This window comes from Paenibacillus arenilitoris, from assembly GCF_014705655.1.
In the GTDB taxonomy this organism is placed as follows: Bacteria; Bacillota; Bacilli; order Paenibacillales; family Paenibacillaceae; genus Pristimantibacillus; species Pristimantibacillus arenilitoris.
This window is the reverse complement of sequence record NZ_JACXIY010000014.1, coordinates 186,368-202,906: the sequence shown is the minus strand read 5'-3', so window position 1 is coordinate 202,906 and position 16,539 is coordinate 186,368. Positions and strand designations below refer to the sequence as shown.

Here is a 16,539-nt window from a genome sequence, read left to right as displayed (position 1 = left end):
AAAAAGAAAGAGCATCGCTGCTCTTTCTCCTTACAGAAGCGTCTCCGCTCCATCGATATAGATCTCGGTTCCGGAAATATGGCTCGACTCGCTCGACGCGAGGAACAGCACGAGGTTCGCCACCTGCTCCGGCTGGCCCGGCCCGTGCTCGAGCGGCTGGCTGCCTTCGGGGTATTTGACCGGAATCGTAATTTTGTCCACCTGCGGCTTCCGGTTCGTCGATTCGTCGATGTTCGTCTGAATGGCGCCCGGGCAAATGACGTTGACCCGGATTTTGTATCTGGCCAATTCCAGCGCGGCCATCTTGGCGAAGGCGACCTGCCCCGCTTTGGAGGAGCTGTACGCCGACATGCCGAAGCCGGAGAAGCTGCGGCTGCCGTTGATCGAGCTTGTAATGACGATGCTGCCGCCCTCCTGCTTCATGTGGGGAATCGCGTATTTGACGGCGAGAAACGTCCCTTTCAAATTCGTGGTCAGCGTCTTGTCCCAATCCTCGGGCGACAAGTCCTCGATCGGCGCTACGGTGCCGTTAATGCCCGCGTTGGCGAAGACGATGTCGATGCGGCCGTAACGGCTGGCGGCCGTATGGATCGCTTGCTCGACCCGCGCGGGATCGGAGATGTCGGTATCGACGAAGATCGATTCGCCGCCGAGGTCCGCGATTTCCTTCTCGACCGATTCGGTCCGGTTGTCGTTAAGGTCGAGCAAGCACACTTTGGCGCCTTGGCGCGCAAGCAGCAGCGCCGCGGCCCGGCCGATGCCGGACCCCGCTCCGGTAATGACCGCGATTTTATCCTTGACCCGCAGCTGTCCTGCGGCCTCCTGCAATTTTTCCTTCGTTACGCTCATTTGAGAATCCCTCCTCTTCATGCCTAAGTCAACCTGCATTAGTTTTCCTAATGCGGCAGTATTTATTCTTGGCGGCGCAGCTGCCGGGCAATGCTATAGGCCACTGCTGCAGGGTACAGCTGTAGGCCACTGCTGCAGGTTACAGTTGCAGGGTACAGCTGTAAGGAACTGCTGTAGGCCCCACAGTTTGCCTGTATTTTTTCCAACCAAATGCGGCGCGCAGACTGCCCGGTCACGGTTTGCCTGTATATTTCCAATCAAAAGTCCCGTTCATGCCCCAATTAACGTCCACAGCACAGATTTGATTGGAAAAACTCCATTCAAATGCCGCAGCCAGCTTGCCCAAGGTCCTTTTGGTTGGAGAAAATCCATCCAAACGCATCGAGCATGCATCAATCGCCGCCGCAATAAACGAGAAACAACCCTCATCCCCGTCGGCGCCGGGTCTGAGGGTTATCCTGTAGTGCGGCGCCGGGTCTGAGGGTTGAACCTGCTAGTGCGGCGCCAGGTCTGAGGGTTGATCCTGCTAGTGCGCCGCCGCGTATTGCTCCGCTTCGGCCGCGGGGTCGAGCTTCTCCCTGCCCATCATGAACGCGACGGCGAGCGCGATGGCTGCGGGAATGATGCCGATCGCGAACGTGAAGACGATCGACGACGAGAGCCCGCCCGTAAAGGCGACCAGCGCCTGCTCCGGAATATTCGCGCGTGCCGCCGGATCCATCAGCGCGTGCGGATCGCTGAAGCCGACGCTCTGCCCCAAGTCCGCGCCGCTGCCAGCGAACGCTTCCGTCAGGTTGCGCGTCAGGGCGTGGCTTTGGATAATGCCGAAAATCGTAATGCCGAGCGTCATGCCGAGCGAACGCAGGAAGTTCAGCGTAGAGCTCGCCGTTCCGCGCTGGCGGATCGGCATGGCGTGGATCGCGGCGTTGCCGAGCACCGAGAAGGAGCCGCCGATGCCGAGCCCGACGAGAATCATGTAGAGCGTCACCTCCAGACGGGAGGAATCCGGCGTAAGCGTCGTCAGCAGCGCGATCCCGGCAACCAGCAGGACGAGCGTCGAGATCATGATCGTCCGGTAAGACAGCTTCATCATCAAGGAGCCGCCGGCGGTCGCGGTGACGACCGAGCCGAGCATCATCGGCAGCAGCACGAGGCCGGCGTTCGTCGCGCTTCCGCCAAGCACGCCTTGGACGTATATCGGGATGTAGACGGAAGCGGTAATGAACGCGGCGCCGCTGAACAAGGCAAGCGCGTTGCTCGTCGCGAACAGGCGGGATTTGAAGAGGCCGAACGTAATGATCGGTTCCTTCGCCTTCTTCTCCGCGATCACGAACAGGACGGCGAACAAGGCAAAGCCCGCGAACATCCCGACGATCGGGAAGGAGTCCCATGCATACTGCCGGCCGCCAAGCTCCATTGCGAACATGAAGCAGACGACCGCGCCGACGAGGGAGATCGCGCCCCACCAGTCGATTTTTTGCTTGGCGTGCGCAAGCGATTCTTTGTAGAAGAAGGCGATCAAGCCCAGCGAGAGAAGCCCGAGCGGAAGGTTGATGTAGAAAATCCACGCCCAATGGATATGGTCGGTAATATAAGCGCCGAGCAGCGGGCCGAAAATGCTCGACATTCCGAATACGGCGCCGAACAGGCCGCCGAGCTTGCCCCGGTTCTCGGGAGCGACGGCATCCATCATAATGGTGAACGTGATCGGGACCAAGGCGCCGGCGCCGATCCCTTGAATGGCGCGGTACAAGCTGAGCTCGACGATCGAGCCGGCCGTGCCGCAGAGGACGGAGCCGAGCATGAAGACGATGATGCCGAACACGAAGAAGCGCTTGCGTCCGTACATGTCGGACAGCTTGCCGAAGATCGGCATGCCGGCCATCTCCGCCACCATGTAAGCCGAGGTTACCCAAATAAATTTGTCGAGCCCGCCAAGCTCGCCGATAATGGTGCCCATCGCCGTGGCCATGATGGTGTTGTCCATCGAAGCCATCAGAATGGCGAGCAGCAAGCCGGCGACGACGACGCCTGTTTTTTGTTTTTGTTGACGGTTTTGCATCGTTTTTTACCTCCAATTGGTTATTCCCTTCTATAGCTCAAGTATAAGAGGGGACAACTGACAACTGAATGTCAGTGGCCGTTTTACGCTCCGGGGCATTTTTTTCATGAAGGCCGGTAGGCAAAAAAGCGATGCAATGACGCGAGAAAAGAAGTTGGAGAAGGATGAGAGGGCCATGCCGTAGAATTGCTGCGTTCTGGCCGGCGGCTGCGTTGCACGAAATAAAACAATGAAACTCAGGAAGCTGTCGCGGCCTTGCCTGGGCAAGCTGCAAATAGAGACAGAAAAAGGCGGCACAGGAATAATGTCCTGCACCGCCTTTTCATTTACGGTTACGCTTTGACGGGAGCGGATACCGCTTCCACCATCCAATCGTACGGATCGGCCAGCTTGCCCATCTGAATGCCGGTCAGCGTGTCGTAAAGCTTCTTGGACAGCTCGCCGGTCTGCCCGCCGTTGATGACGAGCACGTCATCCTGCCAGTTCAGCTCGCCGACGGGCGAAATAACGGCGGCCGTGCCCGTTCCGAACGCTTCCTCCAGCTCGCCCTTGCGGCTTGCTTCGTACAGCTCCTCGATCGAGATCGGACGCTCGACGACCGGGACGTTCCAGTGCCCGAGCAGCTCGATGATCGACCGGCGGGTTACGCCGTCCAGAATGCTGCCGTTCAGCGCCGGCGTATGAACCGTTCCGTTTATTTTGAAGAAAACGTTCATGCTGCCGACTTCCTCGATATATTTGCGATGCACGCCGTCGAGCCACAGCACCTGGGAGTAGCCTTTGTCCTTGGCGAGCTCCTGCGCCTTCAGTCCGGCCGCGTAGTTGCCCGCCGTCTTCGCTTCGCCGACGCCGCCTTTCACCGAGCGGACGTATTCCGACTCGACGAATATTTTGACCGGATTCACGCCTTCGCTATAGTAAGCGCCTACAGGCGACATAATGACGATGAACTGATAATGCGTGGACGGGGCTACGCCGAGCTGCGGCTGCGTCGCGATAATAAACGGACGGACGTACAGCGAAGTGCTTGGCGCCGTCGGAATCCAGTCCCGATCGACCGCGATGAGCTGCTTCATCGCCTCGATGCAGTCGTCGACGGGAACCTCGGGCACGCTGAGACGCTCGTTGGAGCGGTTCATGCGCTCGAAGTTTTTGCGGGGCCTGAACAGCAGCACGCGTCCGTCCTCCGTCTTATACGCTTTCAAGCCTTCAAAAATCGTCTGCCCGTAATGGAACACCTTGGCCGCCGGGTCGAGCACGATCGGCTGGTAAGGAATAATGCGCGGCGAATGCCAGCCTCGGCCCGCCTCGTAATCCATAATAAACATATGATCCGTATAATAATTGCCGAAGCCGAGCTGATCCGCCGCCGGCTGCCGTTTCTTCGTCTTGGTCCGTTCGATGCTCAACGATTGAAGCAATTCGCCCATCTCCCTCTCATGATTGATAATTGAATGCTAACATGTCTTCCGATATATTTAAAGTATCGATTTTATTGAAACGTCATACTCAAAAGGTATGGCTCTGCGGGAGTGAGCGGAATGGACTTGAGACAGCTCAAATATTTCCTGACGGTGGCGCAGGAAGGGCAGATTACGCGGGCGGCCAAGCGCCTCAACATGGAGCAGCCGCCGCTCAGCAGGCAGCTGAAGCTGATGGAGGAGGAGCTTGGGGCGAAGCTGTTCGACCGGAGGGGCAAAGGGCTCCGGCTGACCGCCTCGGGCGAGCTGCTGAAGCAGAAGGCGGAGACGCTGCTGCTGCAGTTCGACGAGTCGATCCGCGAGGTGAAGGGGGTCGAGGAGAGCGTCAGCGGCGTCCTGCCGATCGGATCGGTCGTCTCGTGCATCTCCCTGCTTCCGAAGCGGATCGAGCAGTTCCGGGAGAAATACCCGCAGGTTACGTTCAAAATTTCGGAAGGGGATCACTTCTACTTGGGCGAGCAGCTCGACAAACGGACGATCGATCTGGTCGTGGCGCGTCTTCCGTTTGAGGCGGAGAAGCATCCGCAGCAGTATTCCGTCCTTCCGCTTCCCTCCGACCCGTTCGTCGCCGTCATTCCGAGCACCTGGAGCGAGTACGCCGGCAAGCGGGCGATCTGCATGAAGGAGCTGGCGCAGTTCCCGTTCCTGACGCTGAAGACGGACCGGACGACGCGGATGCACGAGCTGGTCGTGAGCGAATGCAAGCGGCACGGCTTCGAGCCGAACATCATATGCGAATGCTCCAGCGTGGCGATCATTATGTCGCTCATTGCGGGCGGCATCGGGGCGACCGTCTTTCCGAAGTCGGTCATGTCATCCTTCCCGACGACAGTCGTGAAGATGCTGGACATCGAGGACGCCGACTTTCAGTCCGACGTCGGCATCGTATGGCTGAAGGACCATTACCTGCCGAAGCGCGCGCGGCTGTTCATCGAGAGCTTCCGGGAGGCCGAGTAGCATGAAGCGGTTCCCTTCCCTGGCCGGATTGGCCGCGTCGATCGGCTGCCTCGCGCTATGCGCGTTCCTGTTGTTCGCGAATCCTTATACCGGGGAGACGGCCGGAAGGGATTCGCTGCTGATCGTCGGCTTGGCGGTGGGCGCTCCCGCATGCCTGGCGCTTGCCGCGTCGCTCGTCCGAATGCGGCTCCTCATGCTCGCCGCGCTGATCTGGTCCACGCCGTACGGACTGTATTTGTCGCTTGCGTCCGTGCCGAGCGTTTGGAACTTGTTTTTGGCGGTGCTGCTGCTTTACGGAATCGCCGCGGCCACGATGAAGCCGGCGAAGCGGTTGCGCGAGAGGGAAATGTAGGTTATAATTCATAATCGAAAATGACAAGTTGGTTAGGGGGCGATCGCATGAGACGGGAACGAAAACGGAAGCCGGATCGGCTTATGTGCGTTTGTTCATACGATTGCCCTTACGGACACTAAAGCTATTGCGGCTTTAGTGTTTTTTTTATGCACAAATTCAGGGAGGGATCGGCGCATGGAGAAAGAAACATTGGCGAGGGCGATTTGCGAGGCGGCTTATTTGCAAGGGGAATTCAAACTGCGGTCGGGGCAAACCTCGGACCGGTACTTCGACAAGTACTTATTCGAATCCGACCCGGCTCTGCTCGGGGCTATCGCGGAGCATCTCGCGCCGCTCGTCCCGAAGGGGACGGAAGCGCTGGCCGGCCTTGAAATGGGCGGCATACCGGTTGCGACGGCGCTGTCCTTGGCAACGGGCATACCGGTCGCGTTCGTTCGGAAGAAGGCGAAGGACTACGGGACCCGCAAGCTTGCCGAGGGAATCGGCCTGACCGGGAGGAAGGTATGCGTCATTGAGGACGTCGTGACGACCGGAGGCCAGATCCTGCAAAGCGCGGCGGATTTGCGGGAGGAGGGAGCCTGCGTGGATGCCGTCCTGTCGGTTATCGAGCGGGACGCGAACGGAAGGCGCAACCTGGAGGCGGCGGGCTTGACGTATTACTCCTTGTTCGAAATGAATGATCTCCTGCCTAATTATAAGAAAAACTAATAGGTTTGCTAGAAAATATGTATTGGCAAAACGCATATAAATTCTTTATCATGAATTATTATGCAGTCCTGCTTAGGATTGAGGCGTTAGGAGACGAAAAGTTGAGAGTTTCATTAGAGCTTGTTCCAAGAAACGCAGACGAGCTGAGCGCCGAGCTGCGGCTGGTCAAAAATCGATTTCCTTCCATTAATACGATCAACTTACCGGATCTGGCGAGGTTCGAGCTGCGAAGCTGGGAAGCCGCGGGCTTGTCCAAGGCGAGCTACGGAGCCAGCATTCCGCATATCCGGGCGATGGATTTCAAGGCGGACGAGCCTTTCGCGTTAATCGACGTTTTGGACCGGCACGCCATAACCGAGGTGCTCGTCGTGACGGGCGACGCTCCGGGGGATGGCCGCCTACCCGCGGGAGGGGCAACGTGCACCGGTCTGATCGCGAAGCTCAAGCGGGAGCATCCGCAGCTGAAGGTATACGCGGCAATCGACCCGTACCGGGACAGCATGCGCGGCGAATACGAATACGTGCGGCGAAAAATCGATGCCGGAGCGGACGGCTTCTTCACTCAGCCGTTCTTCGACTCGCGGCTTATGGAGCTGTACGCCGACATGCTCGAAGGGACGGACATTTTCTGGGGCGTGGCGCCCGTCGTGACGGACAAGTCCCGGGGCTATTGGGAGAAGCGGAACCGCGTCGTGTTTCCGAACCATTTTGAGCCGACCCTCGCCTGGAATTTGGATTTCTCGAGACAAGCGATCGAATTCGCGCGGCAGAGGAAGGGCCATATTTATTTTATGCCGATCAAGGTGGATTTGACGGCTTATCTGGAAGGCGTTTTCAACGAAGTGACCGTCTAGCGCCGTCCCGCAAGCGGCGAACTCTCGACGCATGCCCGACATAGGATATAGGAAATGGGCTTTTGTCACAGGAGGGTGCGTCTAAGATGAAAATTACCGTGCGACGCGGCGATTCGTTATGGGCATACAGCCAGCTGTTCCGGGTACCGCTTCAGCTTATTGTCGATTCCAATCCGAACGTTAATCCAAATGCGCTGCAAGCGGGGCAGACGGTCGATATTCCCCGATACGCGGCTAGAACGCACCGCATCGCCTCCGGACAGTCGCTTTGGAGCATCGCTTCGTCGGGGGGGCTTCCGGTGGACGCGCTGCCGCTGCTGAATCCGACGGCGCAGCCGAACGCGCTCGCTGTCGGTCAGCTTATTCGGGTGCCGAGCCGCGTCACGAGCCTAGTCGTACAGACGGCCAGGCCGTACGGTTACGACGAATTGCAGGAGGACTTGAACCGCCTGGCGGATATTTACCCGTTCATGCGACACCGGTCGATCGGCTCCTCGGTGATGGGCAAGCCAATCCCGGAAATTCGGGTGGGCGCAGGCCGGAAAGAAGTTCATGCCGACGCGTCCTTCCACGGCAACGAGTGGATTACGACGCCCGTGCTCGTCCGGTTTCTGAACGAATATTTGCTGGCCTTAACGAATAACGGCAATATTCGCGGGCTGGTCATGAGCCCGTTCTACCTGGCGACCACGCTGTCGCTCGTGCCGATGGTGAATCCGGACGGGGTCGATCTGGTCGTAAACGGATTGCCGGCCGAGGAGCCTTACCGCAGCGATGCGCTTGCGATCAACGGCGGCAGCTACGACTTCAGCGGCTGGAAGGCGAATATTCGCGGCGTGGACCTGAACAACCAGTTTCCGGCGTTATGGGCCCGGGAAGCGGCGAGAGGCCCGCGCGTGCCGAGCCCGCGCGACTATGCGGGAGCGGAGCCGCTGACCGAGCCGGAATCGCAGGCGATCGCCGATTTGACGAGGAGCAGCGATTTCAGCCGCGTATTGGCTTTTCATACGCAGGGACAGGTCATTTTCTGGGGCTTCGAAGGGCTTGAGCCTCCCGAATCGGCAACGCTCGCCGCGGAATTCGCGAGAGTGAGCGGCTACCGGCCGGTCGGCTACGCGGACAGCTCCGCCGGCTATAAGGACTGGTTCATCCAGGACTGGCGCAGGCCGGGCTTTACGATCGAAGTCGGGCGGGGCGTCAATCCGCTGCCGCTGTCGCAGCTCGAGGAAATTTACCAGCAGAGTCTGGGCATTCTGCTGGCCGCGCTATATCAATAGACATTCCTATGCTGTTCCGGCTCGCAAAGCCGTCGCCGTCGCCGTCGAGGCAGCTTATTTCCAAAGAGTCTGTTAATTTAATCCATTGGCAATTGAAAAATGCAAACAAATGTTCTATATTTATTGGGAATAAGATGGAGAGCAGGTGTGATCGAATGGCATTAAGGGATATTATCAAAGAGATTGAGAAGCTTAGCGCGGCGGAGCAATATCGTCTGAAGGAGTATTTGACGATATCCCTTGATTCTTATTCCGCATGCGAATCCGTGATGAAGAAGGCGGCCGATCGGAAGCGGGAGGATGGGTACGAATGCGCCCATTGCCATTCCAGCGAAGCGGTCCGCTTCGGCAAATATTCGGTCAAGGTCGGCAAGAAGACGATGGAGCGCCAGCGCTACCGCTGCAAGGATTGCGGCAAGACGTTCACCGACGTGACGAACGTGTCGTTATACCGGCTTCAGCAGTTCGGACTCGGGGATGAATGATGAAGAAGCCGTACCGCTCGTCAAGAGCGCCCCGTTCGCGTGAGCGGGGCGTTACGCCCCGTATGCGTTGACAACGGGATGACGCCGATAAAAATAGATAGACATACGCCGGCTGCATCCCTTAAAATGGAATCCGCGCTTATGATTACAAATATCTCCAATAGCGGGAAGGTGATCTGATCATGCGGTTTACGGCAACGACGCAAGAAGGCTGGACGGAAGCGAATCCGGAGGAGGTCGGCTACGATTCGCAAACGCTGCACAGGCTGGACGAACACTATGCGGAGCTGATCGGCAAAGGAACGATACAAGGCGCGAGCTATATTCTGTCGCGCAAAGGGAAGGTATTCGCTAACCGCTCGATGGGCAGGCTGCGCGCAGCCGACGGCAGTCCGGAGCTGATGCCGGATTCGATCCGGAAAGTATACTCCATTACGAAAGCGGTTACAGCGGCGGCGATAAGCCAGCTCATCGATCGCGGACAGCTTTATTTAAAGCAGCAGGTGAGCGGCATATTGCCCGAATTCGAAACGGACAAGCATCGCGGCATAACGGTATTTCATTTGCTGACCCACACCTCGGGCTTGCGCGGAGATCCCGGCTTCTATTTGGAGCCGAACGGGCTTCCCTGGTTCGAGTGGGCGGTTCGCGAGCTGAAGAAGCAGGGGAACGACATTGGCTGGGTTAAGGCGATATTATCCGGACCGCTGCAAAACATGCCGGGCAAGGAATGGATTTATTCCACCAGCGCGTTCGCGGTTCTGGGAGAAATTATAGCGAAGGTTTCCGGGAAGCCTTACGCTCAATATATTCAAGATGAGTTTTTTACGCCGCTTGGCATGACCCGCTCCTTCTTCACCGTGCCGGAGCCGTTCCGGGACAGCGTCTGCTGCACGGGCCCTTGGGAGGAGGAGCAGATTAACAATCCCCGCGAGATTCAGGAGGATGCGCCGCCTGGAGCCGGCAACGGGATGTATTCCACGCTGGACGACCTGTGGAAATTCGGGCAAATGATGCTGAACGGCGGACTGGGGAACGGCAGCCGCATTTTGTCCAAGCGGGCGGTGGAGCTGCAAACGGCCAACCATTTAAACGGCGTAGCGCATAATGGCTGGGGAGGCTCGCAGACCGATTACAGGCACGGGCTCGGATGGTCGCTTGAGCATTACGATTTGTGCAGCAAGGGCACATTCTCGCATGAAGGCTACGGGCATTGCGGCTTGTATATTGATCCGGCGGAGGAGCTGGTATTTGTTTTTTTTGTTCCGAGCGCAAAGGGCTTTACCAACGAGTCGGTGCTTACGCCCCGCGCGATCGTTTGGTCGGGTCTTCTCTAGCGTCTGGCAAGCTGAGCCGGATTTAATGACGAAGCCATAATGGAGGGATAGGTATGTCAATGACGGAAGAAGTAAGCGGTATGAAGCTGAAGGAGGCAGGCTTCGACCATGCGGCGATCGAGAGGCTGGAGAGCCATTTCGAACAGCTGACCGTTCAAAATAAATTGCAGTGCGCGTCCTTTCTGCTTGCCAGAGACGGCGCGGTATTCGCGGACGGGGCCGTCGGCCGGCTTCGGTATGACGATGCGGAAGCCCTGCTGCGCAAGGATTCGATTCGGCGCATCGCATCCGTTACGAAGCTGTTTACGGCGACAGCCGTCTTTCAGCTCGTGGAGCGGGGGAAGCTCTTCCTGCGGCAGCCGGCTGCCGAATGGATGGAGGAGTTCAAGCACCCGATGTTCGAGCGCATTACCATTCTTCATTTGTTGACGCACACATCGGGCATTCAGGCCGATCCCGGATACTACCTGGAGCCGTATCCAATGGGCTGGTGGAATATATTGTTCGCGTTCGAGCCGGAGACGGAGGGGCCGCACGCGGTTACGGACGAGGCCGAGCTTGAGAAACGGCGCAAATCAGCATGGATTCGCGCCGTGCTGTCCGGCAAGCCGCTGGCCGCTCCAGGCGAGCAGTGGAGTTACTCCTCCGCGGGCTTCGCGCTGCTTGGCGAAATCGTTGCCAGAGCGAGCGGCATGCCCTTCGAACGGTACGTGATGGAGCAGATCGTCCGGCCGCTTGGCATGACCCGCACGTTCTTCGAGGTGCCGGGCGAACTGCACGGCGAGGTTTGCCTCGTTAACGAGCATGAAGCTTCGCGTCTTAAACCTGGCGATTGGAAGTATGCGCCGCCGCGTGCGGGGGGAGGCCTCTATTCGACGCTGGCTGACCTGTTCCGCTTCGGCCAGATGCTGCTGAACGGCGGAACGCTGGACGGCGTCAAGGTGCTTTCGCGCAAATCCGTCGAGAAGCTGAGAGATAACGCGCTTGGCGGCGGAATTGAGGCATTTGCCTGGGGCGGCGAAGTAGGGGCGATGATGCACGGCATAGGCGCCTCGATTACCGGACCCGGCGAATGGATGCCGGAGGGGTCATTCGGGCATGAGGGCGCGGGGCGCTGCAAGCTGCTGATCGATTCCAAGCATCAAGCGGTTATCGTATTTTTCGTTCCTACCCATGCCGACTGGATTCCGGAGTCCATCATCGGCACGCAAAATATTATCGGCTCCGGATGGCTATGAGAAGGCTTGCTGCCGCCATAAGGGCGATCGGGTTTGCGACCTATAAGGAATGGGCCGCTTTCCGGTCGCATATGGCGGCTTCGCTGCTGGTCGGACCGGTGCTGTTCCTCGTTCAAGTATTCATTTGGCAGGCGATGTATGAAGGGAAGGAGACGCTGAACGGTTTAACGTACCCGCAAATGCTCGCCTACTTCGGCGTGGCGACGTTAATCCACTATATCTCCTTCGACTTTGCCGACTGGAATTTGCAGATGCTGGTGCGCAGCGGGAAATTCGTTACTTTCGCGCTGCGTCCCCTGCCGCACTGGCTGTTCGCGCTGGCGCAGAAGATCGGCCACCGCTCGCTTGCGCTCGGGATCGAGGTCCTGCCGGTGATGGCGCTGTTCATCCTCGCGTTCGGCGTGAACATGAAGCCTGCCGCTCCGGGCTGGGCGGTCATTTCGATTCTGCTCAGCTTCCTGATGAACTTCTTCGTCAATTATTGCGTCGGGCTTACGGCGTTCTGGCTCGTACGCGCCGAGGGCGTGCGCAGGGTGTTTCTGTTGATTAAGGATGTGAGCGCCGGCGTATTCCTTCCTCTTTCTTTTTTTCCGGATGTCCTGCAAAAGCTATTGTTCTTTCTGCCGTTTCAATTCATCACTTATTTGCCTACGAGGGTTTATATAGGGAGCTACGAGCTGACGGGCATCCAATTGACGCTTGGACAGGCGGTCGGTCTGCAAGCCGCCGCCGTAACGGTTGCCGGCGCGGCAACGATTGCTTTATACGGCGCGGCGCTTAGACGGTTTACGGGGGTTGGCGTATGAGAGGCATCGTATATTGCTGGGCGGCTGTCATGCGGACGAAACTGGCCGAGCAAATGGCCTACCGGAGCCATTTTGCATTAAGCGTGCTGCTTCTGATCGTAGGCGACCTCGTCGTGCCTCTGGTAACGCTGCTCGTTTACCGGTCGGGCGCATCGTTCCCGGGCTGGTCCCTGCATGAGGCGCTGCTCATCCAGGCGGTATTTGCGCTGGCGAAAGGGATCGCGTTCCCCTTCTTCTTCGGCATGGTCGGAACGACGCTTTCCCAGGTGAGGGAAGGCACCTTCGATTTGCTCCTGCTTCGACCGCGTCCGGTCATGATGATGGCGATGCTGACGGGCTTCGACCCCGATGATTTCGGCAGGCTGCTGAGCGGCTCCGTTCTGTTCGGCTATGCGCTAAGCGGCGCCGGCGGCCCGTCCTGGCAGTCATGGCTGCAATTCGGGCTGCTGTTTCTCGCATCGCTTACGATATTGTGCGCCGTATCGCTGTTTCTCTCCGGCATGCTCTTCCGCTGGGTCGGAAGCAGCCGCGTATTCGATATTTTCGACGCGGTAACCAGCTTTGGCATGTATCCGGGGACGATTTTCTCCAAATCGCTGCAAAACGTCCTCACCTATGTGCTTCCGATCGGCTTGATCGCCTTCGTGCCGGCTTCCGCGCTTCTAGGGAGAGAAGGCTGGGGAGTGCTTTGGGCGCTGGTGCCCGCAGCCGCAGTGCTCGTACTCGGGGCTTTGTATTGGAACCGGATGCTGCGGGGCTATACAAGCGCAGGCGGTTGATCTCTCGTATGTATGAAAGCTGAAGGAGCGACGAACAAGCCATGATAGAGGTTCGAAACTTAACGAAAACATATAGGACGCACGAGCGCGGCCATACGCTTCGCGAAGTCGCCCAAAATCTCATTCGCCGGCCGATGAAGGAAGTGAGAGCGGTGAACGAGCTATCCTTTGCGGTTGAACAAGGAGAGATGGTCGCTTTCTTGGGGCCTAACGGCGCGGGCAAGTCGACGACGCTCAAAATGCTGACGGGCGTCCTTCACCCTACTTCAGGCGAGGTGCGCGCGCTCGGGCTTGTTCCATGGAAGCAGCGCCGGCAGTATGTGGGCCGAATCGGAGCCGTGTTCGGTCAAAAATCGCAGCTGCTCTGGGACATTCCTCCGGCTGACGCCTTCTACATGAACAAGGCGATATACGGCGTACCGGACCGAGCGTACAAGGCGACTCTGGATGAGCTTGTCGGGCTGCTTGAGGTGGGCGACGTAATGCGCAAGCCGACGAGGCAGCTGTCGCTCGGAGAACGGATGAAATGCGAATTCATCATGGCGATGCTGCATCGGCCCGAGCTTGTCTTTCTCGACGAGCCGACGATCGGGCTGGATATGATCGCCAAGGAGAACATCCGCGGCTTTATCCGCAGCATGAACCGTCAGGGCGTCACGTTTATTTTGACGACGCATGATTTGGGCGATGTGGAGATGCTGGCGGAGCGGGTGGTCGTAATCAATCACGGCGAGATCGTCGTCGATGATTCGCTCAGCGGCTTACGGGGCCGATTGGGGGACAAAAAGTCGGTCCGGATAACGACCGAAGCGGCAGTGCCGGATATCGGCCAGGAGGGGCTTCAGATTCTCGAGCGGATCGGGCCGCATGAGCTGGAACTCGGAATCGATACCTCGTCTCTCCCGCTGAAGCGGTTTATCCGTGAGTTCAACGAAGCCTACGGCATTATCGACATGGCGATCGAATCGCTCCCGATCGAAGCGGTTATGAAGCAGCTGTATGCAAGAGAGGCGAGGTGAATCGCAACGAAAAGACGAACGGCATTTCGATTTTTATGTTCTTCGGCCAACTATCGCGGCAAGAACCATAAAAATTGAAACGGGACGTGAGCGAATATGATCTATTATTTAGAAGCGGCAGATTGCTGCAGATTGGTTAAACCTCTGCTTGGAGAAGCGCAATCGAACGTTGTCATTAACGGAGTCTTGAACGGGAATAACCGGGGCAAGGTTTATGTCGACCATCGGGAAGCTCCGCGTGCGGCGCTCGTATGGGCAGAGAACGAAATGTTTTACCTTGTCGGCAGGTATGAGGAGGCTTTTTATTCGCGGCTGGAGGCGTTCATCGCGGAGCGGATTGCATCTGAGGCGCTTCGGCAGGGCGAGGACTGCTTTAATTTGGAGGTTTATTCGTCCGAAGAAGCGCATGCCTTCGTGGCCGGCAGGTTCGAGCGCAAGCTGAATCGCGGAGAAAGGATTCCGTTCGTCTTCGAGCGGGAGCGGTTCGAGGCGGATGATTCCGGCAGGGAAGAGAAGCTTCCGGACGGTTACAGGCTTGCGGAGATCGATTCCGTCGCGCTGGCGACCGGCGCGGGTGGAATCATTGCGACTGAAATTATAAAGTTCTGGCCTTCGATTGAGCGGTTTCTGGCGAAGGGCATCGGTTTCTGCGTCATGAAAGACCGCGAAGTGGTCGGTACATGCCTTTCCGTCTTCGTCAGCGGCAGTGAGCACGAGATTGGCATTAACACGTATGATCCGAAGCATCGCGGCAAAGGGCTGGCTACCGCGATGGCCACAGCTTTCATGCGTAAGTGCCTGAGCATTGGCGGAACGCCGCATTGGACGACCGAGCAGTTCCGGAAGGACTCGATCGCCATCGCAAGGAAGCTCGGTTTCAGGCAGCTTGCGGGCTATCCGGTTTATTATTTAGGATTTCATGATTTCGTGTAGAGACCTGGAGATCGATTTGCCAGCCTCTTACACTGGATGAAATCCAGCATAGGCTTGCGGCTGCGAGGCATAGATCTTTATAATAGAAAAAACAGCGTAGCTCTGTAGAGATGGATAGAAAAAATAAGAAAGTGGGAACAGCATGGGCCGCAAGTGGAATAATATCAAAGAGAAAAAAGCTTCGAAGGATGCGAATACGAGCCGTATCTACGCCAAATTCGGAGTCGAAATTTACGTGGCAGCCAAGAAGGGCGAGCCGGATCCCGAATCGAACCGCGCGCTCAAGGTCGTCCTAGAACGCGCCAAAACGTACAATGTCCCGAAAGCGATTATCGACCGCGCGCTTGACAAGGCCAAAGGAAGCGCCGACGAGGTCTACGAGGAGCTCCGGTACGAAGGCTTCGGTCCGAACGGCTCCATGATCATCGTCGATGCCTTAACGAATAACGTGAACCGTACCGCTCCGGCCGTTCGCTCGGCTTTCAACAAAAGCGGCGGCAACATGGGCGTCAGCGGTTCGGTCGCCTACATGTTCGATGCCACGGCCGTCATCGGCGTTACGGGCAAAACGGCCGACGAAGCGATCGATATCCTGCTCGAGGCGGACGTAGACGTGAAGGACGTGCTCGAAGAGGACGAGTCCGTCATGGTGTATGCGGAACCGGATCAATTCCATGCGGTGCAGGAAGCGTTCAAGCAAGCGGGCGTTACCGAGTTTACGGTAGCCGAGCTGACGATGCTGGCGCAGAACTACGTCACGCTTCCGGAAGATTCCGTGGCGCAATTCGAGAAGCTGATCGATGCGCTCGAAGACCTGGAAGATGTTCAGCAGGTTTATCACAACGTTGAGTTCGAAGAGTAATAACGATGCCTTACAGGTTTTAAACTGATCCGAAATCGCAACAGCGGCAGTCGAGGGCGCGAAAAAAGTCCAAGCCTGGCCGCTGTTGCTGTTGTCGGCAGCAAAGCGCTGAATGACTTGTTATGCATTCTTATTTTTAAACGCCCAAGGCACAAATATCCGCTATGACGGCCGCCCAAAAAGGTAATTAATATTGGAATTTTCTAAAATGCTGTTTACCTCGCCATCATTTTTTGATAATATAATCGCAATAATCCAATGCGATGAAGAGACGAGTAGGTAAAGGGATCTTTCACAGAGAGCTCCGGCGGCTGGAAAGGGGCAAAGCGAACTTTATCGAAGAAAGACTCTGAGCAGCCCATCGGAACTCCGCGAATCGGGGGGATGGTGCGCCGGGAGCTCCCGATACCGAGCTAGAGTATACGCATTGCGGGCCGATGCCGTACTTGAAGAGGCCGAGGCGGCGACGCATCGGCGAATCTGGGTGGTACCACGAGGATCCAATCTCGTCCCTGAGACTGACAAGAAGTCTTGGGG

15 protein-coding genes and 1 pseudogene are annotated in these 16,539 nt (G+C 57.5%); 13 read left to right on the top strand and 3 right to left on the bottom strand.

Going from position 1 to position 16,539, the window contains the following annotated elements:
• Window positions 1–30: 30 nt before the first annotated feature.
• From IDH41_RS12245 to IDH41_RS12235, 3 genes are all read right to left on the bottom strand, one after another.
• Entirely contained in the window at window positions 31–849 is an 819-nt protein-coding gene (locus IDH41_RS12245; protein WP_223829670.1) for an SDR family oxidoreductase, read from the bottom strand.
• A gap of 526 nt (window positions 850–1,375) precedes the next feature.
• Entirely contained in the window at window positions 1,376–2,911 is a 1,536-nt protein-coding gene (locus tag IDH41_RS12240) for an MDR family MFS transporter (RefSeq protein ID WP_190861364.1), read from the bottom strand.
• 332 nt (window positions 2,912–3,243) lie between these two features.
• Window positions 3,244–4,332: a branched-chain amino acid aminotransferase gene (locus IDH41_RS12235; RefSeq protein ID WP_190861362.1), complete on the bottom strand. Its 1,089-nt coding sequence runs from the start codon at window positions 4,330–4,332 to the stop codon at window positions 3,244–3,246.
• A gap of 120 nt (window positions 4,333–4,452) precedes the next feature.
• On the opposite strand from IDH41_RS12235, the gene IDH41_RS12230 reads away from it, so the two are divergent.
• From IDH41_RS12230 to IDH41_RS12170, 13 genes and pseudogenes are all read left to right on the top strand, one after another.
• Window positions 4,453–5,349: a LysR family transcriptional regulator gene (locus tag IDH41_RS12230; protein WP_190861360.1), complete on the top strand. Its 897-nt coding sequence runs from the start codon at window positions 4,453–4,455 to the stop codon at window positions 5,347–5,349.
• Window position 5,350: 1 nt separating this feature from the next.
• Entirely contained in the window at window positions 5,351–5,701 is a 351-nt protein-coding gene (locus tag IDH41_RS12225) for a hypothetical protein (protein WP_190861358.1), read from the top strand.
• Between the two features lie 177 nt (window positions 5,702–5,878).
• Window positions 5,879–6,412, top strand: a complete 534-nt coding sequence (gene pyrE / locus IDH41_RS12220; RefSeq protein WP_190861356.1) for an orotate phosphoribosyltransferase — start codon at window positions 5,879–5,881, stop codon at window positions 6,410–6,412.
• Window positions 6,413–6,513: 101 nt separating this feature from the next.
• A complete protein-coding gene (locus IDH41_RS12215) occupies window positions 6,514–7,266 on the top strand; it encodes a methylenetetrahydrofolate reductase (protein WP_223829669.1) in 753 nt (250 codons plus the stop codon).
• An 86-nt stretch (window positions 7,267–7,352) separates the two neighbouring features.
• The gene (locus IDH41_RS12210) at window positions 7,353–8,543 is read left to right on the top strand and encodes a M14 family metallopeptidase (protein ID WP_190861352.1); all 1,191 of its coding nucleotides are present in this window, start codon (window positions 7,353–7,355) and stop codon (window positions 8,541–8,543) included.
• A 155-nt stretch (window positions 8,544–8,698) separates the two neighbouring features.
• Window positions 8,699–8,998, top strand: a pseudogene (locus tag IDH41_RS12205) (transposase); the annotation flags it as partial.
• A gap of 212 nt (window positions 8,999–9,210) precedes the next feature.
• Window positions 9,211–10,365, top strand: a complete 1,155-nt coding sequence (locus tag IDH41_RS12200) for a serine hydrolase domain-containing protein (RefSeq protein ID WP_190861348.1) — start codon at window positions 9,211–9,213, stop codon at window positions 10,363–10,365.
• A 53-nt stretch (window positions 10,366–10,418) separates the two neighbouring features.
• Window positions 10,419–11,603, top strand: a complete 1,185-nt coding sequence (locus IDH41_RS12195) for a serine hydrolase domain-containing protein (protein ID WP_190861347.1) — start codon at window positions 10,419–10,421, stop codon at window positions 11,601–11,603.
• Window positions 11,600–12,409, top strand: coding sequence for an ABC transporter permease (locus IDH41_RS12190; protein ID WP_190861345.1), 810 nt, complete (start codon window positions 11,600–11,602; stop codon window positions 12,407–12,409). The genes IDH41_RS12195 and IDH41_RS12190 overlap by 4 nt, the downstream gene beginning before the upstream one ends.
• Complete coding sequence (locus IDH41_RS12185) at window positions 12,406–13,188, top strand: ABC transporter permease (RefSeq protein ID WP_190861343.1); 783 nt, start codon at window positions 12,406–12,408, stop codon at window positions 13,186–13,188. Before IDH41_RS12190 ends, IDH41_RS12185 begins: the two co-directional genes overlap by 4 nt.
• A gap of 41 nt (window positions 13,189–13,229) precedes the next feature.
• The gene (locus IDH41_RS12180) at window positions 13,230–14,207 is read left to right on the top strand and encodes an ABC transporter ATP-binding protein (RefSeq protein ID WP_190861341.1); all 978 of its coding nucleotides are present in this window, start codon (window positions 13,230–13,232) and stop codon (window positions 14,205–14,207) included.
• 96 nt (window positions 14,208–14,303) lie between these two features.
• Window positions 14,304–15,140: a GNAT family N-acetyltransferase gene (locus IDH41_RS12175; RefSeq protein ID WP_190861339.1), complete on the top strand. Its 837-nt coding sequence runs from the start codon at window positions 14,304–14,306 to the stop codon at window positions 15,138–15,140.
• A gap of 142 nt (window positions 15,141–15,282) precedes the next feature.
• Window positions 15,283–16,002 (top strand): YebC/PmpR family DNA-binding transcriptional regulator, encoded by a 720-nt coding sequence (locus IDH41_RS12170; protein WP_190861337.1) that lies wholly within the window; start codon window positions 15,283–15,285, stop codon window positions 16,000–16,002.
• Window positions 16,003–16,539 lie beyond the last annotated feature (537 nt).